Annotated in this window: 16 protein-coding genes; 3 read left to right on the top strand and 13 right to left on the bottom strand. The window is 42.6% G+C overall.

Annotated elements, in window-relative coordinates; all coding sequences use genetic code 11:
- Window positions 1–93: 93 nt before the first annotated feature.
- From ES754_RS06670 to ES754_RS06630, 9 genes are all read right to left on the bottom strand, one after another.
- Window positions 94–1,350: an MFS transporter gene (locus tag ES754_RS06670; protein ID WP_227677848.1), complete on the bottom strand. Its 1,257-nt coding sequence runs from the start codon at window positions 1,348–1,350 to the stop codon at window positions 94–96.
- 434 nt (window positions 1,351–1,784) lie between these two features.
- Window positions 1,785–2,033: a (Na+)-NQR maturation NqrM gene (nqrM, locus tag ES754_RS06665; RefSeq protein WP_147223393.1), complete on the bottom strand. Its 249-nt coding sequence runs from the start codon at window positions 2,031–2,033 to the stop codon at window positions 1,785–1,787.
- 110 nt (window positions 2,034–2,143) lie between these two features.
- A complete protein-coding gene (locus tag ES754_RS06660; RefSeq protein ID WP_147223391.1) occupies window positions 2,144–3,268 on the bottom strand; it encodes an FAD:protein FMN transferase in 1,125 nt (374 codons plus the stop codon).
- A gap of 126 nt (window positions 3,269–3,394) precedes the next feature.
- Window positions 3,395–4,630: an NADH:ubiquinone reductase (Na(+)-transporting) subunit F gene (gene nqrF / locus ES754_RS06655; protein ID WP_147223389.1), complete on the bottom strand. Its 1,236-nt coding sequence runs from the start codon at window positions 4,628–4,630 to the stop codon at window positions 3,395–3,397.
- A 192-nt stretch (window positions 4,631–4,822) separates the two neighbouring features.
- Window positions 4,823–5,431: an NADH:ubiquinone reductase (Na(+)-transporting) subunit E gene (gene nqrE, locus ES754_RS06650; RefSeq protein WP_147223387.1), complete on the bottom strand. Its 609-nt coding sequence runs from the start codon at window positions 5,429–5,431 to the stop codon at window positions 4,823–4,825.
- A complete protein-coding gene (locus ES754_RS06645; protein ID WP_147223385.1) occupies window positions 5,431–6,102 on the bottom strand; it encodes an NADH:ubiquinone reductase (Na(+)-transporting) subunit D in 672 nt (223 codons plus the stop codon). Before ES754_RS06645 ends, nqrE begins: the two co-directional genes overlap by 1 nt.
- A gap of 1 nt (window position 6,103) precedes the next feature.
- Window positions 6,104–7,042: a Na(+)-translocating NADH-quinone reductase subunit C gene (locus tag ES754_RS06640; protein ID WP_147223384.1), complete on the bottom strand. Its 939-nt coding sequence runs from the start codon at window positions 7,040–7,042 to the stop codon at window positions 6,104–6,106.
- The gene (locus ES754_RS06635; protein WP_147223382.1) at window positions 7,023–8,258 is read right to left on the bottom strand and encodes an NADH:ubiquinone reductase (Na(+)-transporting) subunit B; all 1,236 of its coding nucleotides are present in this window, start codon (window positions 8,256–8,258) and stop codon (window positions 7,023–7,025) included. The genes ES754_RS06640 and ES754_RS06635 overlap by 20 nt, the downstream gene beginning before the upstream one ends.
- 5 nt (window positions 8,259–8,263) lie before the next feature.
- Window positions 8,264–9,616, bottom strand: a complete 1,353-nt coding sequence (locus ES754_RS06630; RefSeq protein WP_147223380.1) for a Na(+)-translocating NADH-quinone reductase subunit A — start codon at window positions 9,614–9,616, stop codon at window positions 8,264–8,266.
- 801 nt (window positions 9,617–10,417) lie between these two features.
- Between ES754_RS06630 and hisA the strand changes: the two genes are divergently transcribed.
- From hisA to ES754_RS06615, 3 genes are all read left to right on the top strand, one after another.
- Window positions 10,418–11,158, top strand: a complete 741-nt coding sequence (hisA, locus tag ES754_RS06625) for a 1-(5-phosphoribosyl)-5-[(5-phosphoribosylamino)methylideneamino]imidazole-4-carboxamide isomerase (RefSeq protein ID WP_147223378.1) — start codon at window positions 10,418–10,420, stop codon at window positions 11,156–11,158.
- Between the two features lie 96 nt (window positions 11,159–11,254).
- Complete coding sequence (locus ES754_RS06620; RefSeq protein WP_147223376.1) at window positions 11,255–13,021, top strand: mechanosensitive ion channel domain-containing protein; 1,767 nt, start codon at window positions 11,255–11,257, stop codon at window positions 13,019–13,021.
- Window positions 13,022–13,124: 103 nt separating this feature from the next.
- Window positions 13,125–13,436, top strand: coding sequence for a hypothetical protein (locus ES754_RS06615; protein WP_147223374.1), 312 nt, complete (start codon window positions 13,125–13,127; stop codon window positions 13,434–13,436).
- A 111-nt stretch (window positions 13,437–13,547) separates the two neighbouring features.
- Here ES754_RS06615 and rnr read toward each other — a convergent pair whose 3' ends face one another.
- The 4 genes from rnr to thrS form a co-directional block, all read right to left on the bottom strand.
- Complete coding sequence (rnr, locus tag ES754_RS06610; RefSeq protein WP_147223372.1) at window positions 13,548–15,818, bottom strand: ribonuclease R; 2,271 nt, start codon at window positions 15,816–15,818, stop codon at window positions 13,548–13,550.
- A 142-nt stretch (window positions 15,819–15,960) separates the two neighbouring features.
- A complete protein-coding gene (locus ES754_RS06605; protein ID WP_147223371.1) occupies window positions 15,961–17,205 on the bottom strand; it encodes a toxic anion resistance protein in 1,245 nt (414 codons plus the stop codon).
- 353 nt (window positions 17,206–17,558) lie between these two features.
- Entirely contained in the window at window positions 17,559–18,062 is a 504-nt protein-coding gene (gene infC, locus ES754_RS06600) for a translation initiation factor IF-3 (RefSeq protein WP_147223369.1), read from the bottom strand.
- A gap of 23 nt (window positions 18,063–18,085) precedes the next feature.
- Window positions 18,086–20,020 carry a threonine--tRNA ligase gene (gene thrS, locus ES754_RS06595; protein ID WP_147223367.1) on the bottom strand — a complete coding sequence of 645 codons (1,935 nt, stop codon included), beginning with the start codon at window positions 20,018–20,020 and terminating at the stop codon, window positions 18,086–18,088.
- Window positions 20,021–20,778: the final 758 nt, after the last annotated feature.

Raw genomic sequence — 20,778 nt, 5'->3', positions numbered from 1 at the left:
TGTAGCAAATAAAAAGGCGGGTTAACCATTCAACAGTGTTTAATTGTGAATGGTTAACCCGCCTAGATTTATCCTAAACCGTTTTAATGCCTCTTAAATCTTTTTACCATCGACCATGACTGGACGACTGACTAGCCAGGCAATACCGACGTTAAGAATCATCAGGATTAATATGATAAGTAGCGGTAAGTCCCAGTTATCAGTCGCTTCATTCAGCCAACCGGTGCCTAACGGGCCAAAAAAAGCAATGATATAGCCGACGAACTGCGCCATACCAGAGAGCTCGCTGGCCTGATTGGTAGTATAAGTGCGCAAGGAGAACAGCATCATACTCAAAGTAAAAATCGCTGAACAGCCAGCGCCCATCAGAGCTGACCACAGCCATGCCCAATCAGTAGACGTATAGCTAAGACCCAGAATACCAATAACGTTAAATACCGCTGCCAGCACAGCTAGAGCCTGAATAGGACGCCCACGATTGACCAGCCACGTTAAAGTTATAATCGCAACGGGTGCCATAAACTGAAACACTGAAGCCATCTGTCCTGCTTGTATTTCGCTCATGCCTTTACTAGACAAAATAGCGGGTAGAAAGCTGGCGACGGTATAGTATAACAGTGATTGAATGCCCATAAAGACCGCGATTTGCCAAGCAAAGGCGGTGCGCCATACCGAAATCTTGGATGGACCCTGCTCCACAGGAGCAACGGCTTGATTGCTAGATGACCCTAAACGTATACGCAAAAATATCCAGATAGCAATGGCAAAAATACCCAAAAATGACCACCCACCCAGCGCCCATTGCCAGCCCACGCGCTCAGACAATGGCAATACGACCCCTGCCACTATGCCAGCGGTTACGGTCATAGTCAGACTGAATAGGCCAGTAATGAGCGGGATATTATTGGGGGTACGCTCTTTAATGACGGGTGCTGCTAAAGTATTAGCAAAACCTATGGCTAAAGTCAGTATCACCGTACCACTTAAAAAACCAATCCAAGTGGGCACAACAACACGCAGCACCATACCAAAGGTCAGCATGACAATCATAACAATTAGCGTATTCTCAATACCAAAGCGTTTACCAATAGCAGGAGAAATTAGGGCACCAACGGCAAAAGTCAGCATCGGCACTGCACCCAGCCAGCCGATTTGAGTTCCGGAGATATTGAGTGCGGCCTCTACCACGGGTTTAATGGAACCTAGCGCGACAATAGGCCCACGCATATTGGTACCCAGCAAAATCATGGCGCAGAGCACTAACCAAAAGGTAAATTTGCAGGAGGGTGGGTTATATACTTTCGGCTTATCCAAGTGGGAATTGGACTGTAAATCAGAAGGGGTAGACATAGAAGCACAACAATCAAAATAAGAAAAAAGCCACGTCACTTTCGAGTGCCGGAAAACCGCCACTCGCAAAATAACACCCAAAAATTGCACCAAGCCGGTGACTGACTATTTGATTAGAATGGTATAAGTTTTTGCAGAAAGAAAATCATAAAGGATGGAACAAAACGGTTGAATATACTTATATGATAAAGCTATTTCAAAAAATATTTAATAATACATATCGCAGAAAGCGAATGATATTTATCTGATTTTACTCAGATTATAAATAAGACTGGAGACTATTATAAGAGGAGATACAGATTACTACTACCAGCGTATAGTAACTAATAGCTACTATTACAAGCCATATAAAGTTACCAGATGCTATAAATGAGTGCTTCTTAACGCTATTTAAGTAAACTGGCCATTTAATAAGTGGTTAGAAATCAAACCTACTATAGAGCAGGTTTGCCAAGCTCAGCAGCTTTAAGCGCATTTTCCTGCTGTTCTGCAATTATAGAGTCGCATTTATTCGGATCGTCACCACAGTATGAGCATTTTTCATTGCCCATTAATTTAGCGACACCACCACAAGACCCTCTAAGCGGTTTTTTCTGGAACATGTAGCCAATACCCATAAAGATAAAAAACAGTATGAATACGGTAAAAGTGATAGCAAGCATAGGCAGCATTTGGCTAAGCATGGGGTGACCTCGTATTTAAAAAATGAGACAGTCGTCTGTGAAGGTTACTGACTGTCAGTATAACAAAATTTTGAGGTGCCCGTTTAATTGCGACGGTTTATCATCATGAGTTAACGCTTTTTATCCGCGCGTAATTGCTGCATAGCTGGCGTCTGTACCGTTTGCCAATTGTCAATGGTATCAGCCGCTGCATCGGCTTTGATACCATCAGCAAGTATTACAAACAGTGCAGCTATATTTTGTTCTTTAGCCGTCGTTAACGCTTTTTCATAAGGCATTGCTGTCAACGCTGTGGCCCATGCATCAGCCAACGCTACCGAACTTGCTGCCACCGTTACTGAGGGCGCACCGCCAACAATAGGTGAGCCAGTTGTTGGGTCGATGGTATGGCTATAACGCTTGCCTGCAAATAGGATTGAATTGCGATAGTTGCCTGATGTCGCTAAATGCATTTGGTTGCCATTATTCATGGGCTGACGAATAGCTGCAATCGTTTGCCGCTCTGTCACCGTACTGCCTTCAATAGGCGCATCGATGGCAATTTGCCACGGTTGCTGTTGGCTGCTAACTCCTGATGTGGCTACTTCACCACCAATCTCAACCATATAGTTGCGAATTTGATAGCTATTTTTGAGGACATCAGCGATCACATCCACACCATAACCTTTCGCCACCGCTGAAAAATCAAGACCGATACCATCTTTGGTCTTATAAATACTGTCCTCTTTTTGCACTACCCCTTTGAAGTCTACTAGAGCTTGTGCCTGCGCAATTTCGGCGGCACTTGGCGGGCTTTGTAGCCGTTCAACCGTCATGGTGCTACCAAAACCCCAAGTCTCAATAAGTGGCATAACCGTCGGGTCAAATGCCCCGCCTGATTGTTCATAGACCTGTCTTGAAACTTCCATTACGTGGCTAAAATCCGCATCAATAGTAATTGGCGTGTCTTTTGCTAAGCGATTAAATTTAGAGATAGTGGCATCCGCCTGATAAGTGGACATACTGTCATTAATCTGCTGCAAGCGCGCGTCTATTGCGGCTTGGACAGCTGTCTCATCCACACCTTCAGGTAACTGATAACTAATATGATAACTGGTACCCATAGTCTCACCAGTTAGATAGTTATAATCAGGTGTTTGCTGGCATGCCGATAGACTGACAACTGTGAAAGCTGCCCCTGTAAGCAGCGCTACTTTATTAAACTGGTTTAAGGTATTGTTCGTTGTAAAACTCATAGATTTATCCAACAGCAAAAATAGATTAAAAAAAAGAGCGCCAGTGTTGACGCTCCTTTTATACCGTTTTCATTGACCGCGATGATGTTTGATTCGTTTATTAAATACTCTACTTAATGACTGTTATTAACCACCAAAGTCATCAAGCATGATATTTTCATCTTCTACGCCTAGGCTGTGTAACATATCGATTACCGCCGCATTCATCATCGGTGGCCCGCACATGTAATACTCACAGTCTTCTGGATTTGGATGGTCTTTTAGATATTCCTCTAACAAGACGTTATGGATAAAGCCGCTATAGCCTGTCCAGTTGTCTTCTGGTAGCGGATCTGATAAAGCCACATGCCACTGGAAGTTAGCAAAATCTTCTTCTAGCTGGTCATAGTCTTCAACGTAGAACATCTCACGAATAGAGCGGGCACCATACCAAAAGCTTATTTTACGATCAGTGTGCAGACGTTTCAGCTGATCAAAGATGTGCGAGCGCATCGGAGCCATACCAGCACCGCCACCAACAAATATCATCTCTGCTTTCGTTTTCTTAGCGAAGAATTCACCATAAGGGCCAGATACGGTGACTTTGTCACCAGGTTTTAAACTAAACGTCCATGACGACATTTTACCTGGCGGTATACCGTCAGGGCCACGCGGCGGCGGTGACGCAATACGAATATTAAACTTGATTAAACCTTTTTCATCCGGATAGTTCGCCATTGAATAGGCACGGATAACCGGCTCATCAACTTTCGAGACATACTTAAAGATACCAAAATTGTTCCAGTCATCTTGATATTCTTCCGCGATATCAAAATCTTTATAGTGCACTTCATGAGGTGGCGCCTCTAGTTGTACGTAACCACCCGCGCGGAAGTTCACTTCTTCGCCGTCTGGAATCTTCAATACCAATTCTTTAATAAAGGTGGCGACGTTATCGTTCGAGATAACTTCACATTCCCATTTTTGTACATCAAAGAATTCAGGGTCAATCTCAATTTGCATGTCTTGTTTAACCGCAACCTGACACGCAAGACGCATATGATTGCGAATTTCACCTTGGGTAAAATACCCCGTTTCGGTAGCCAAAATAGAACCACCCCCTTCAATAACGCGGCAGCGACATTGGGCACACGTACCACCGCCGCCACAAGCTGAAGATAAAAATATACCTTCACCAGCAAGGGTCTGTAGTAGCTTACCACCCGCTGCTGTCACCACATCGTTGTCGGGATTATCATTGATGTGAATGGTCACATCGCCTGAACTGACCAGTCTTGAGCGCGCCGCCAAAATAATGACAACCAAGCCCATGATGATCAAGGTAAACATAGCAACGCCACCAATCGCCGTAGCATAATCCATGATATGTATCCTTAATCTATGGGGTAGGAGTATAGGGAGACGTCATTGCGTTTTGTCCCGAGCCCCTACCGAATAAATGAATTAAATAGGTCAAATAGCTGAGTATGGTTTTAAGCTTAAGTGTTTAATTAGCGGCTTAAATAAGTGTATAAATAGAAAAGCACTTAGATAAATAGCTACTTAAACAAACACTTAAATCGTCATACCACCGAACGACATAAAGCCTAGGGACATCAGACCAACTGTAATAAAGGTAATACCAAGACCTTGTAGTGGCGCTGGAATGTCTGAGTATTTAAGCTTTTCACGGATACCGGCCAATACAGTAATGGCAAGTGCCCAACCAAAACCAGCACCAAGGCCATACACCATGGACTCACCGAAGTTGTAGTCACGCTCAACCATGAATAACACGCCACCCAAGATTGCACAGTTAACCGTAATCAGTGGCAAGAATATCCCAAGCGCGTTATATAGACTTGGGACAAACTTATCCAAAAACATCTCTAGAATTTGTACCACAGCAGCAATGAGACCGATATAGCTGAGCAGGCCTAAAAAGCTTAAATCAATATCAGGGAAACCCGCCCATGCTAGCGCACCATCTTTAAGGATAAACTGAAATAATAGGTTATTCAGCGGCACGGTGAGCGCCATAACGAAGACGACTGCAACCCCAAGACCAATAGCGGTAGATACTTTTTTCGATACCGCTAAAAAGGTACACATACCTAAGAAATAGGCCAGTGCCATATTTTCAATAAAGACTGAGGTTATAAATAAACTAACATAATGTCCCATTAGTGACCGCCTCCATGTGCCATGCCTTTAGATTGCGGCTTCATTACAAACTCAGCCTCTTCGATTTGTTCAGGTTTCCAAATACGAATAATGACGATGAACATCGCAATAATAAAGAACGCTGAAGGTGGCAGTAATAACAGACCGTTTGGTACATACCAGCCGCCATCAGTCGTCGTTTGTAATAACGTAATGCCAAACCAGCTACCTGAGCCTAGTATCTCACGAATAGTCGCCACAAATAATAGGACGGCCGAGTAGCCCATACCGTTACCAATACCATCTAAAAAGCTGGGCACGGGTGGGTTACTCATTGCAAAGGCTTCTGCACGGCCCATCACGATACAGTTGGTAATAATCAGACCAACGAAGACCGACAGTCCTTTACTAACATCGTAAGCGACTGCCTTTAATATCTGATCGACCACAATAACCAAGGAGGCAATAATCGTCATCTGTACAATAATACGAATACTTGATGGAATCTGCTTACGGATGATCGAGATAAAAAAGCTTGAAAATGCTGTTACCAAGGTCAATGCCACACTCATTACTAACGCATTGGCGACACTGGTAGTCACTGCCAATGCAGAACAGATGCCTAAGATTTGCAAGCCAATAGGATTGTTATCAAAAATAGGTGAGACTAAAATACTTCTTGTGTCAGCCATGTTATGCCTCCTTGCCGTGTGCTGCTGGTGCCATGGCTACCAGCTCAGTTATGGGGTGCGCCTCTGTTTGAGCTGGACTTTCATCTAGCTGTTGACGAGCTTGAGCATCTGCTTTCTCAAGTGTTTGGCCACTCTCTTGACGCAAATGATCTAGATAGGGCTTATAGCCTTGATCCCCTAACCAAAACTGGATCATGTTACTCACGCCGCGACTGGTCAAAGTTGCACCGCTAATACCGTCGACCCAATTGTCTTTTGGATTACCTGCTTTGGTGACGCCTGTAGCAACCTTGCCACTCTCATCGTAGGAGTGGATACCGTTCCACATCGCCCGCCATTTTGGCTCTTCAATACGCCCCCCCAGACCCGGAGTTTCTTTATGGTCATAAAAGCTGATACCTTCGATGGTATTCATATCGCTGCCAATCGTTAAGAATCCGTAGATAGTACCCCATAGACCATAGCCTTGAATGGGCAGTACAACCATCTCAGGTTTACCGCTGGCATCGTTTTTGACATAAACTTTAGCGTATTTAGGTTTACGGCCGATACTGGCAGGGTCGTTATCGCCTAAGTCTTCGCTTAATGCCTGGTTCTTATTGGCTTGGCTGGCATCATAAGTATTACGATCAGCGATACCGACTTTGCTTAGCGCGTCATCATCTAAGTAAGTGCCGGCATTTAAGTCAACAATTTCGATATCGAAGTCTTTAAAACGCTCAGCGACATCTTCATTGGTATCAGAATCTGGGTTAAACATGCTTGCGGCGACTAAGATGTTCTTATTACGGTCCAAGCGCGCGTTTTCAACTTGCGCCGGCTTAAGACCGACAGCTGCTGCTGCAACCAATACGGAACACACCAAGCATAGCGTTAGCGCTACACTGATGGTTTTCATATTGTTGCTTTTAGGCTTAAGGTTACTTTTGGGCTTGGACATGGCGAACCCTCCGTGCCGTTTGGCGTTTGATATTGGCTTGGGTGACAAAATAGTCAAACAATGGGGCAAATAAGTTGGCAAAGAGAATGGCAAGCATGATGCCTTCTGGGAAGGCTGGATTCACAACTCGAATCAATACCGTCATAAAGCCAATCAAGATGCCATAAGCCCAGCGTCCTTTATTAGTATGCGCCGCTGACACCGGATCGGTTGCCATGAATACGGCGCCAAAGGCAAAACCACCAATGACTAAGTGCCAATAGAAGGGCAAGTTCATCATGAGATTGTCTTCAGAGCCAATCATGTTAAAGATACCTGAGGTGGCAATCAGACCAATAACGCAGCCTAACATAATGCGCCATGAGGCAATGCGCGTCCATAACAGAACAGAGGCACCAAGCAAAATAGCAATGGTCGATACTTCACCGATACTGCCTTGTATATTACCGAAGAATGCATCGCTCCATGTGATCGCTTGACCATACACGTCAACGAATTTGTCTGGTGTTACGCCAAGAGCAGCAAGACCAAGCGGTGTCGCACCTGAGAATCCATCAACTGCCGTCCATACTGAGTCGCCTGACATATAAGCAGGATAAGCAAAGTATAAGAACGCCCGGCCGGATAGAGCAGGGTTCAGGAAGTTCTTACCGGTGCCGCCGAATACTTCTTTAGCAACGACGACCCCAAAGATAATGCCTAGGGCAACTTGCCATAACGGAATATCCGGTGGCAGAATCAGTGCATAAAGTACTGAGGTCACAAAGAAGCCTTCATTAACCTCATGGCCACGAACCACTGCAAATAAAATCTCACAAAAAATACCCACTGCAAAGGTGACCAGATAAATCGGTAAGAACTGCATCGCACCATAGACAAAGCACGCCCAGATATTTTCCGGGTTATAGCCTGCCATACTGGTGATAATAGTACGCCAGCCGTCAGGCTGTAAGCCAAGGCGCTCAACTGCTGTTAAGGCTTGATGACCAACGTTATACATACCCCAAAACATCGCTGGGAAGGTACACATCCATACGGTAATCATAATACGTTTTAGGTCAATACCATCGCGCACGTGTGATGAGGTAAACGTTGTTGAGCTCGGTTGACGTAAAAAAGTGTCAAACATCTCAAAGAGAGCATAGTACTTTTCGTGTTTGCCACCCTTCAGAAAGGACGGCTCCATACGATCGAACATATTGTGTAAAAATTTCATCGTGGTTAGCCCTCCAGCTCAATGCGCGTTAAGTTATCACGCAAAATGTCACTGTATTCATATTTACCAGGAGACACGAAGGTGCATAACGCCACATCTTCTTCGTCCAGCTCAAGGACACCTAAATCAACTGCCGTGATAATATCTTCGATAATCAGCGCACGCATCAGCTGCGTCGGCAAATAATCTTGCGGCATAATCTCTTCATAAACCCCAATAGGTACCATCGCTCGCGGTGAGCCATTGGTAGTTGTGGTGAAGTTATATTTCTTACTACCAAAGAATTGCGAGATATAAATAGGCAGTTTAGAGAAGCGGTTAGAACCGGGCGTCAAAAAGTGGAACGCCGGACGCTCATAGCCTTCTGCTAATACGCTGATTTGATCATGGAAACGACCTAAATAAGCGATATTTGGAAACAGCTTACGACCGGATAATACTGATCCTGAAATAATACGGTTGTCGCCATCGACAAGCTTACCTTTGGTCAATGCCATAATATCCGCACCGCGTTCGGTGGCGATAAGATGCGGATTGTTAACCGCAGGGCCAGCTAAGCTGAGCAGGCGACGAGTATATAGACGACCAGTGGTAAACAATTTACCGATAGCAATCACATCTTGATAGCCAATTGTCCAGACGGTCACGCCGCGAGCAATAGGATGCAAAAAGTGAATGTGCGTGCCGGCAAGTCCCGCTGGATGCTTACCAGTAAAGCTATGATACTCAGTGACATTATTAGCAGCTGTTTTCGCTACTGGCATCAGCTGGGCGTCACCATGATGGCAAACAAAGGTCTTTGGGCTTAACGTTGATAATACTGCTAAGCCGTCATTGAATGCTTGTAGTTGCTCATTGATAAGCAACATCGGATCAAACGCTAATGGATTGGTATCGATCGCTGTCACAAAAATAGCATGTGGACGGGCACCGATATCAGGAGAGCGGCTAAAGGGACGGGTACGAAACGCCGTCCATTCGCCAGAGGCAAGCAGTTGGGTTTCAACGACTTTAGAGTCTAAGTCAGCAAGTTGTTGGGAGTCGTAGCGCTCAAAGTCTACTTCTTCACCGTTTGGGTCAACCGCAATCACAAGACTTTCGAACACCCGACGTTCACCGCGCTTAATCGCGATGACTTTGCCAGCAGCAGGCGCTGTGTAGATAACGCCCACTCGTTTTTTATCTTCAAAAACGGGTTGACCTTTTGCTACAATGTCGCCTTCTTTAACGTTCATCGTGGGCTTCATACCCACATAATCGTAGCCAATTAGGGCGACATGTGCGGGTCTGTGCTCAGATATCTCGCGGGAGGGTTCACCAGTGATGGGCAAATCCAAACCTTTTTTGATGGTAATCATAAGCGAAAACTTAGTCCATAGTCTAAAACGATACCAGACGTCCTGTTTGGTACGACTGCAATAATGGCTATAAGCAACTCTAAAGACGCTTGATCATCAGTAGCCTTAAAGCAAAACTGTGATGATGGGTCTCAAAAATGACGCTTGGACATTACTGCTTAAGAATATTAACGCTGACCTTAGACTCCTTAACAACACGTTAAAATCTTAGTCGAATTACCAAAGGTGCGACTGGCTACCAAGATGTATGATAACGCTGATCGTGGCAAATAGGTGCCCAAAGCTTACTGCTAAAGGTATAGACCTGAGTTGACCTGCATTATTTTCATACGTTTTATACAATCTTAAAAACTGTAAGTTCAGTGTTTTACCATCAATGTTAATACAATTTATTCTCGACGTCTGATGTTGATACGACAAAACTGCGCGATGGATTTAACAGAGAAACAAATACAAATATACTTAGGATTATACGCTAAATTGACCCAAAATTGCCAGTTAGTAATTGCTTTTCTATCATTATACTGCTGTTGCAATCTAGCAAAATGGCTCATCAATAGTTCATTATCGAGGTATACTCTTTAATCAACTGCTCTAAAAATTTTATTCAACAATAAATTCAATAATAAAATAGCATCAAAGTGAATAGAGTGTGGTAGTACGCTTAAAATGTAGCTAAAATCTATTGGTTTCGAACCCGCTTCAAACTTAATACTTAATTTCAAACTGTGTCTTTTTTGTTTTATCTTAATCTTTAACACTTTAATTATTCAAATTTATATTTTCTATAAGGAGTGCTATATGTGTGCTGCGCCTGTGATTATTCCCGCTATTGATTTAAAAGATGGTAAATGTGTGCGCCTAAAACAAGGTCGTATGGAAGATGATACGGTATTCTCTGATGACCCTGTGGCGGTAGCGGCACGCTGGGTTAAAGAAGGCGCACGCCGTCTACATTTAGTTGATTTGAATGGCGCATTTGATGGCGTGCCGGTTCATAGAAGTGTGGTAAATGATATTGCCAAAGCTTTTCCTAAGCTGCCCATTCAGCTGGGTGGTGGTGTTCGTAATATGCAAACTATTGAACAATATATCACTGCGGGTTTGACTTATATTATTATTGGAACCAAAGCAGTTGAAGCCCCTGAGTTCGTAGCTGAGGCCTGTCGCGAATTTCCTGGACATATTATTGTCGGTATCGATGCCAAAGACGGCTTGGTTGCCACTCATGGCTGGGCAAATGTGACGGACACTAAAGCAACTGAGCTGGCAAAGCGTTTTGCCGATGTCGGTGTGTCATCGATTGTTTATACGGACATTAACCGTGATGGCATGATGCAAGGCGTGAATGTTGAGCAAACGGTCAATTTGGCCCGAGAAGGTGGTATACCCGTTATAGCTTCTGGCGGCGTCACTGACATGCAGGATATTAAATTGCTCAAGCCTTATGGCGACTGTCTTGAAGGCATCATTACTGGCCGCGCCATTTATGAAGGCACGTTAGATTTAGGCGAGGCGCAAAACTACTTAGACCGTAAATAACTTTAAGTGAGGTGACAAAGCCTATATTGTTACCATTGATATATTAATATTGTTTTTCATACTGAAATTATCAATAGATAACTATAAAGGATGTTTATGGCTACTTCTCTTGACCGTCAGTTAATACGTCAATACTTGTTGGTGTGCGGTCAATGGTTGCTGCTACTTAACGTCTTTTATGGTTTACCTGTCCATGCTGTAGGAGAAGAGCAGGCAAGTGTAACGACTGCATCGCAAATAGAAAGTTCTGAATCGGCCCTTAATTCTGAATCATCCACTAACTCTGCCTCAGACAATCAAACAGAACGCGCAATAACCGCGAGTAGCGAGTCTAATGCGCCACCTCGCATTGCTGATAACTCCCATAACATCGCCAATGTCCCTAACATTAATACTAACAACATTACTACTAGTCCTGCCGATAGCAGTGCGTTACCAACAGCACCTGTGCCAATCACGCCAGCACCGACTATTAGCGGTGAAAGTACCAATAATGCCCAAATTGAAACCACCCCAACACCTCTAAAAGACAATGACATCCGTCAACGTATCAGCGGTATCTTTTCTGAAATCGAAGGTTTGAAAGCGATTGATGTCAATGTCTCCCAAGGTGTGGTCACTTTAAGCGGTGAGGCTCCCAATGAGAAGAAAGCCCAGCAAGCTATTAATTTGACCAATCGCTTGACCGATGTGGTTACCGTTGAGGACAAGATTAGCCGTACTTTGGATGTGCAAGATAATGTCACGACCGTTTATCAAGTGCTTAAAAATCAAAGTAAGACGTTGATTAAAGCTTTACCTTTATTATTTGTCGGCATTGTAGTGTTTGCTATCGTGACTTGGTTTGGTAGTTGGCTATCCAATCGACAAAAAATGTGGCAACGTTTGACGCCCAATCCATTTGTAGCTGAGCTGTTAGCGCAAACGGTCAAAGTTATTTTCATTATCTTTGGCTTAATATTGGCATTAAGTCTCGTGGGTGCAGAAACCATCTTGAGCACACTGCTGGGCGGTGCAGGGGTTATTGGTATCGCGGTTGGCTTTGCAGTAAAAGATACTATTGAAAACTATATTGCCTCCTTGATGCTGAGTGTTCGCCAACCGTTCCGTGCTCGTGATCACATCGTCATTAATGGTAAAGAGGGCATTGTCGTACGGTTAACTTCTCGAGCGACCATTTTAATGACTTTAGACGGCAATCAACTGCGGATTCCCAATGGAGAAGTTTTTAAAAGTACCATCTTAAACTACACAAAAAACCCTGAACGCCGCTTTACCTTTGAGCTTGGCGTTGATGCCAATGATGATCCATTGGCCGCTATTAAAGTCGGGATTGATGCGATATGTACGTTAGACTTTGTATTAGACAAGCCCAAAGCCATTGCTGTTATTAAAGAAATTGGCGACTCGAACATCCTTCTTGAGTTTCAAGTGTGGGTTAACCAATCAGCGACCGATTTTTCTAAAGCGCGCAGTATTGCCATTCGTGAAACCAAGCATGCTTTAGAGAACGAAGGCTTTAGCTTACCGGAACCTATTTATCGGTTACGCTTCAATCATAAGTTAGAAAAGGCAATTGCAAACTTAAATACCAATTTTGATGCTAATAAGTCCAGCTCTGAGACTATTATAACGCCCGCTATTTCTATACCAGCTAGTGACTTTGCTATCGACGAACCTACGATGGATGATAAAGATAAAAAGCAGGCTAAAGCCCGTGCCAAGATTATTCTACAAGGTCACAATGCTGATGACGTGCTCAATGCGCGTCCGGATGAAAAGCTGATGGAAAAGGTTGAACAAGAAATAGCTGAAAATACTAATGAGACTGATTTATTGAATAAGAATAGCCCGCAAGAATAGGCATGAAAAATGCAATAAATATGGCACAGCGCTCGATAATTAAGAACGATCTTTAATAGTAGAGCGCGTCATTATAGAAAGTGTCATTATAAAGAGAACCACTATGCAAGCAAAATATCTAATTGTTATTGCGTTAATAAGTATGGCTATGTTGCTGGGATTTAATATGGTTAACAGTAACCATCATGAACAAAATAGAGTCGCTATGGTCGACTCAGGTACTAAAGAAGACCCAGCTCAAGACAGCAATAATGTTATGAATGAAGTTGATATTAATGTAAATGAATCGACAATGATTACAGATAAGCCCCTAGGCGAGCAACCCAAAGCCATACTTGATAAAGCGAGCGTTCAGATAGACGATGCGCAGCAAGCGGAGGAAGAACGTTTGGCGCAAATGAATAAGGCACAGTAATAAAAACGGTTTCTAATTATTAAAGTCAACTTCAATCAAATCAGCCGCATAAGAAAAGGCTAACATAACGTTAGCCTTTTCTTTTTCATTGGGTCTTATGTTCAAATAGTATTAGTCTTTTTTGCTCTTACCATTACCATTACCATTATTACCACTACTACGGCGTGGTTTTTTCTTAGCTGGACTCGCTTCAGTTTGATTCATCTGACTCGCTTGCAGTTTAGACTTAAGATCAAAGTCGATTTGTAATAAGTCCATATTCACGCCAGCAACTTTGACGCGTACCGAATCGCCAAGCCCAAATAATGTGCCTTTGTCTTTACCGATAAGCTGTTGTTGCTTCTCGTCATAAACAAAGAAGTCATTACCAACGTTAGAGATATGCACCAGACCATCGATATACAAATCTGTTAATGTCACAAATAGACCAAAGCTTGTCACAGTCGTGACCACACCATCGAATTCTTCGCCAACATGATCTTTCATGTAATGACACTTTAACCAAGACTCTACAAAGCGTGACGCTTTTTCAGCGCGGCGTTCTGTATCTGACGTTTGCGTGCCAGCGCCTTCAAGAGAGAATTCCATGACTGGCTGCGTACTATTAGTCACTTTTGCTTTAATGGCACGATGTAGCATTAAGTCAGGATAGCGGCGAATCGGCGAGGTAAAGTGACTGTATTCGTCATAGGCCAAACCAAAGTGACCGATATTATCAGGTGAATAATTGGCCTGCATCATTGAACGCAGTAACATACTATGAACGCTAATGGCATCAGGACGGTCTTTAGTGGCTTCAATAATGCGCTGATAGTCTGCTTGCGTTGGGTTCTCTTCCGGGAAGCTTAAACCAAAGTTCTTCGCATATTCATGAATACGCATTGATTTTTCACCGTCAGGTTTATCATGGTTACGATACAAGACAGGCAGCTCGTTTTGTAGCGCAAAGTTTGCCGCACAAGTATTGGCAAGCAGCATGCACTCTTCAATAAGCTTATGCGCATCGCCACGAGTACGCGGTAAAATAGCGGCAATACCACCTTTTTCGTTGAATTCGATATAGGTTTCGACCGTCTCGAATTCCATTGCATGACGTTCTTCACGCTTCTTAAGCAGTAAATCATACAGCTGATGCAATGTATCGACAGATTTTTTAACGGCGTCATTACCAGTCAACGATTTAGGAATGCTCTCATCTTTTGGATTGGCAAAATAATCGTTTACTTGGTTATAAGTCAAGCGCGCTTGTGAATTCATTACCGCCGGATAAAATTCATAACCTGTGACCTTACCGGCACGCGATACTTTGATATCAGCAACCATACATAAGCGATCAACGTTAGGGTTCAACGAGCACAAACCATTTGAAAGCACTTCAGGCAACATCGGAATTACGCGATGTGGAAAATAAACTGAGGTACCACGCTCATATGCATCAACATCCAGTGGAGAGTTTGGTGTCACATAAAAACTCACGTCAGCGATGGCGACCAGTACACGATAATTGCCACCAGCGCGCTTTTCAGCAAATACGGCATCATCAAAGTCACGTGCATCTGCGCCATCAATCGTAATCAACGCAATATCACGTAAATCAGTACGGCCTTTTAAATCTTTTTTACTCGGCTCACGATAGTCATCAGCTTGTTTAAGGGCCGCCGCACTAAATTCAGAAGGAATATCGTAGTTTAATAAGGTGGTTTCAATAATTAATTCACGGTCATTCTCATCATTAAGCAATTCAGTGATTTTGCCGGTAGCAAATTCATGCTGGTTAGGCCAATCAATCACATCGACCTTCACTGGATTACCAAGCTTAGCGCCTAATGCTTGCACATTATCTTCAGTAACGGTAATTGGTTGATGGTTGTTAGGACTACCAAGCTCTACGCAATAGCCATCTTCATCTTGTGCAAGCGTCCCTATAAAGTGGTTCTGATGGCGTTCAGTAACGTCAACAATGCGTCCTTCAGTACGGCCACGGTTGTCAGTTGACGTACCGATAGCATCAACTATATCGCCATTGAATACCCAACGCATCTGTTTTTCATGCAAAAATAAATCAGGCATGTCACTTAATAGTACAAAGCCAAAACCTTTAGGATGAGCAGATACCGTACCTCTGACAACATCATGCTGCGTCACTGTACGAAATCGATAAGGTCGACCATCGCGATTAACTTGTCCATCACGAACCATCGCTTTAAGGCGGTTGCCTAATGCATCAAATTGATCAGGATCAGTAATATTAAAGGCTTTTGCCAACTGCGGATGCGTCAGCTCACCTTGCTCTGTAATCGTGCTCAATATCAGCTCACGACTAGGAATAGGATTAATATATTTTTGTGCTTCAGCCGAGGCGTTTGGATCATTCCAACTCATAAAGTACCGTATCTATTTTTAAGATTATTAGTTATAGCTATCTTAACACGAACAACGCTGCAATATCTTGCGTCAATTATCTTATGTATTGTAGACAGCCCGTGGTTTCTTAGCAGGTAAAGGCACTAGATATGTAAAAGTACTAGATATCAATATCAAGCGAACCAGACTTATCTGTTATCTTCTTAGTGTCCAATTCTCTTGACACTTCAAGCACTGTCGTCTGGTTTGATTTATCTAAATATTTTTGCGCTTTATCTACTTCAGTGGTTAAGGTATTAACCGTCTGTTTCATATTCTCTAAAGCTTCAATTTTATAATTGCTAATCATATCCATGGTTTCATAGACATTATTGAAGGCGTTTTGTAATTTATCAAGCTCAATAGTGCTGCTGGTTGCTTGTTCATGAATCTCAATTGATTGGCGTTTGAGCATAGCGGAGGTCGATTCAATCAAGCTACTGGTGGTTTTATTGAGCGCTGTAATTTGGTCAAGTACCAGTTTCTGGTTGGTCATCGCTTGCGCGACCACGACTGCCGTACGCAGAGCAGAGACCGTGGTCGTAGTGGCCCGATCGACCCCTTTAATCAGCTCTAAGTTATTTTTACGAATGGTATCTAATGCTAAATAACCTTGGACGTTAACAGCCAGTTGCGTTAAAAAGTCAGTGTTCTTTTGGCGCACATAAAATAGCATCTCTTCTTTAATGATACGCGCTTTTTCAGGGTCTGTTGCTTCGACGGCATACACTTTTTGTTCTAACTGTTCATCAATTTTTTTACCAACATAGATATATTGGCGAATTGACTGCATTAATTCCCACATATTTACTTTTTCTTGCTCAATCACAGCATTGTCTTTAAGTAGCTCGTCTTTACCGTTATAAAGACTGGTTACTACCGCATTGATGTGTGATTGTGCGGACTCGTATTGGCGAAAATAATCTTGTACCTTATTACCAAATGGAATCATACCGAACAGCTTGCGTGAATGCGTTAGCTCCTTCTTACTAGGATCTAAATCCTCAACAATACCGCGCAGCTCAGTAAGTGATTTGGCAATGGGTGAGTTATCGAACAAGCTGTCATTGAGACTTTTGGCTGGTAGCTCTAGCATACGATTGGATATTTGCGCAGATTCTCGAATTTCTTTGTTGCCTAAATTATGGATAGATTGCACATTTTGTTGAAAGTCAGAGCTGTGTACTGAGTTGTTAATAACGTTATCAACAAAAGCAGCAACCTTGGCATCAAGTTCGGGAATATGACTGGAATCCAACGTGACCATTTGGTCTGCTTCGCTTTTTTGTACTTCTTTAACAGCAGCAGGAGGCGTTAGAGAAATAGTTGGAACCGTGGTGTTGTCTGGGGGTGTCAACTCTTGCATAAGGTTTCCTATCATTGAAATATGAATTATTTTCTTTTAAGTATTTTAGTTTTTAACAAACGAGATTTAAGAGAGGCTGAAATTTATTGATTAAACAACCTGAATATGAAGATTCGTAATCAAACGTTAATTTATTAAAATTAAATAGATAGTAAGGTTACTGTGTTCTTAAAGGGTAATGAAGATTGGTTTTGTAAAATAGTAAGGGTTAAAAGTTATTTAATATTTGTGGCCAGTAAGTAATTATAAGGGCTAAGTCCTGAATTGATGGCAAAAAACCACCAATATCCTGCAGCATATTGATGGTTAGAAAGTATAGATGAGTATTTTAGCGACTAAAACCTACTATATAATTATCTCTTTTTCGTAGGCCCTAGCAGCATACCCATTTGCCGACCTTCCATTTTTGGATATTGCTCGACGTTTGAGATGTCAGCGGTATCTTCAATGATGCGATCAAGTTGCTTACGACCAATTTCTTGGTGCGCCATTTCACGACCACGGAAGCGAATGCTGATTTTAACTTTGTCTTGGTCTTCTAAGAAGCTAACGATTTTTTTCAGTTTAACCTGATAATCCGCCTCTTCAGTACTAGGACGTAGTTTCATCTCTTTAAGCTGAGTCTGCTTCTGGTTCTTTTTAGCTTCTTTCGCCTTTTGCTTTTGATCATAGAGAAAATGTTTATAATCCATGATTTTGCATACAGGCGGCTTGGCCTCGGGAACCAATTCGACTAAATCCAGACTGTCTTCACGTGCCGCTTTCATCGCGGTTTCGATATCGACTACGCCCATCTGTTCGCCATCTTCTTTAACCAGACGGACTTCTTTAGCGCTGATATCTTCGTTGATGTTCAAACGGTTTGACTGTTTAATAGGTATTACTCCTGATCTATTTTTGGGATGTGTCGACCTTTTTCGGCGACAGCTGTTTCTACTAATGTGATAAATTCAGGCACGCTCATTACGCCTAGGTTTTCACCTTCGCGGGTTCGGACGTTGACGCTGCCTGATTCGACTTCTTTATCCCCTAATACTAGCATATAGGGAATACGTTCTAATGTTTTCTCTCGTATCTTAAATCCAATTTTTTCGTTACGCAAGTCACTAATAGCGCGCAAGCCTGCATTTTTTAACTCTTTAACAACATTTTCACAGGTTTCAGCTTGTTTATCAGTGATATTCATTACCACTACTTGTTGCGGCGCAAGCCATACTGGCATCCAACCGGCATAGTGTTCGATCAGCATACCAATAAAGCGCTCGAATGAACCTAAAATAGCACGGTGTAACATAATAGGAACTTCGCGCTCACCTTGTTCGTTGACGAATTCAGCGTCAAGGCGTTCAGGCATATTCGGATCAACTTGAATCGTACCGCATTGCCATACACGACCTAAGCAGTCTTTAAGGCTAAATTCAATTTTAGGACCATAAAACGCGCCTTCACCCGGTAGATATTCCCAATCAAGTCCTGAGTTATTTAAAGCATCAGCCAACGCTTTTTCGGCAAAGTCCCACGCTTCTTCGCTACCCACACGTTTTTCTGGGCGGGTAGAGAGCTTCATGATGATGTCTTTAAAACCAAAATCATCATAAACATCAAGGGTTAGCTTAATAAAGTCTGCTACTTCTTGTTGAATTTGCGCTTGCGTACAAAAGATATGTGCATCATCCTGAGTAAAACCACGTACGCGCATCAAACCATGCAACGAGCCTGATGGTTCATTGCGGTGACAAGAGCCAAACTCAGCCATACGTAATGGTAATTCACGGTAAGATTTTAAGCCTTGGTTAAAAACCTGCACATGACACGGACAGTTCATCGGCTTCACCGCATAATCACGGCTTTCACTAGAAGTGGTAAACATATTGGTCGCATAGTTGCCCCAATGACCAGAACGCTCCCACAAGCTACGATCGACGATTTGCGGCGTTTTGATTTCTTCATAGCCATTATCATTTTGTACTTTGCGCATATATTGCTCAAGTACTTGATAAATCGTCCAACCATTTGGATGCCAAAACACCATACCCGGCGCTTGCTCTTGCATATGGAATAGATTTAACGCTTTACCGATTTTACGGTGATCACGTTTTTCTGCTTCTTCGATACGCTGGATATAAGCTTTTAATTGTTTCTTATCAGCCCATGCCGTACCATAAATACGTTGTAGCTGCTCATTTTTAGCATCGCCGCGCCAATAGGCACCTGACATTTTAGTCAGTTTAAAGACTTTCAAAAAACGAGTGTTCGGAACATGGGGGCCACGGCACATATCAACGTATTCTTGATGATGATACAAACCAAAAGCATCTTCACCCGGCATATCATTAATCAGCTTAAGCTTATAGTCTTCGCCACGAGCTTTGAATATCTCAATAACTTCATCACGAGGCGTTATTTTTTTGATGACATCATAGTCCTGTTTGATCAGTTCCATCATGCGTTTTTCAATTTTTTCCATGTGCTCAGGTGTGAAGGGTGTTTCGCTAAAGATGTCATAATAAAATCCATCATCAATCACGGGACCGATGACCATTTTCACATCAGGATATAGCTGCTTAACCGCATGGCCGAGCAAATGCGCACAGGAGTGACGAATGATATCGACCCCGTCATCATCTTTTGCAGTAACGATTTCGACCTTAGCATCCGCAATGATAGGATCGCAAGCATCAACTAACTGACCATCTACACGTCCAGCAACGGTTGCTTTAGCAAGCCCTGGTCCAATACTTTGCGCAACTTCCATAACGGTAGTATTGCCTTCGAAGTTTTTTACGCTACCATCGGGTAAAGTAATCGCTACCATAATCTATTCACCTGTTTTGGGTCTGTTGGCAGTGATGAGTGCAACCATCAAACATATGACCGTAAGACTACATATGTTATAACCACCCATCGTGGTATATTGTGAGTTAATAGCATGACTTATCTATTATGATTGACTGAAACAGAGTATTACTCTTATTAATTATGAACAAGAGCCAAATACAGCAGCCTATCTTTTAAATACTGTTAACTGATAGTGCCGTTGAGCCGTACTATACAATCAGAAAACCAATTATTATAGCAAAAACTGTATATAAACACTAGACAGCAGAAGATAGCATTATAAAAAGTAGGTAATACAAGTAATAGAACGCAAATGGCATTATTAATAATGTGGTAAACCTATAAACTAGTAGTTAGTAGCGCCGCTATGTATAGAAGGTTAGTCATGAGCATCAATCAGATAGTTTAAAACCATCTACACTATATAAGTGTATGATTAATAGTTGAATCACTAAATGACGTAGTACGCTAAGATAGATAGTAGCTTCATCAAAGCTGACAATTAAGCTCAGATAGCTATCTTTATAATAATAAGGGGTTCTAAGTCACCCTATATCAGATCATTAGCGACTAAATTCAATTAATTCTAAAAAGGCTCTTGACACCAACTTAAAAGCGTCTATAATACGCCCCTCAGCAAGGGAGAGCAGCGACATAAGTAACACACTTATAACCTGACTCACTTACTGAAACGAATTAGAACAAAGGGTTGACAGACTTACATTTTATGTTATA

The organism is Psychrobacter frigidicola (assembly GCF_007997305.1).
In the GTDB taxonomy this organism is placed as follows: domain Bacteria; phylum Pseudomonadota; class Gammaproteobacteria; order Pseudomonadales; family Moraxellaceae; genus Psychrobacter; species Psychrobacter frigidicola.
This window is presented reverse-complemented; position numbering and strand designations above follow the sequence as displayed.

Excerpts from the sequence above, each read along its gene's own strand:
- ES754_RS06670 (WP_227677848.1), bottom strand. The coding sequence starts at position 1,350 with ATGTCTACCCCTTCTGATTTACAGTCCAATTCCCACTTGGATAAGCCG.
- nqrM (WP_147223393.1), bottom strand. The coding sequence starts at position 2,033 with ATGCTTAGCCAAATGCTGCCTATGCTTGCTATCACTTTTACCGTATTC.
- ES754_RS06660 (WP_147223391.1), bottom strand. The coding sequence starts at position 3,268 with ATGAGTTTTACAACGAACAATACCTTAAACCAGTTTAATAAAGTAGCG.
- nqrF (WP_147223389.1), bottom strand. The coding sequence starts at position 4,630 with ATGGATTATGCTACGGCGATTGGTGGCGTTGCTATGTTTACCTTGATC.
- nqrE (WP_147223387.1), bottom strand. The coding sequence starts at position 5,431 with ATGGGACATTATGTTAGTTTATTTATAACCTCAGTCTTTATTGAAAAT.
- ES754_RS06645 (WP_147223385.1), bottom strand. The coding sequence starts at position 6,102 with ATGGCTGACACAAGAAGTATTTTAGTCTCACCTATTTTTGATAACAAT.
- ES754_RS06640 (WP_147223384.1), bottom strand. The coding sequence starts at position 7,042 with ATGTCCAAGCCCAAAAGTAACCTTAAGCCTAAAAGCAACAATATGAAA.
- ES754_RS06635 (WP_147223382.1), bottom strand. The coding sequence starts at position 8,258 with ATGAAATTTTTACACAATATGTTCGATCGTATGGAGCCGTCCTTTCTG.
- ES754_RS06630 (WP_147223380.1), bottom strand. The coding sequence starts at position 9,616 with ATGATTACCATCAAAAAAGGTTTGGATTTGCCCATCACTGGTGAACCC.
- hisA (WP_147223378.1), top strand. The coding sequence starts at position 10,418 with ATGTGTGCTGCGCCTGTGATTATTCCCGCTATTGATTTAAAAGATGGT.
- ES754_RS06620 (WP_147223376.1), top strand. The coding sequence starts at position 11,255 with ATGGCTACTTCTCTTGACCGTCAGTTAATACGTCAATACTTGTTGGTG.
- ES754_RS06615 (WP_147223374.1), top strand. The coding sequence starts at position 13,125 with ATGCAAGCAAAATATCTAATTGTTATTGCGTTAATAAGTATGGCTATG.
- rnr (WP_147223372.1), bottom strand. The coding sequence starts at position 15,818 with ATGAGTTGGAATGATCCAAACGCCTCGGCTGAAGCACAAAAATATATT.
- ES754_RS06605 (WP_147223371.1), bottom strand. The coding sequence starts at position 17,205 with ATGCAAGAGTTGACACCCCCAGACAACACCACGGTTCCAACTATTTCT.
- thrS (WP_147223367.1), bottom strand. The coding sequence starts at position 20,020 with ATGGTAGCGATTACTTTACCCGATGGTAGCGTAAAAAACTTCGAAGGC.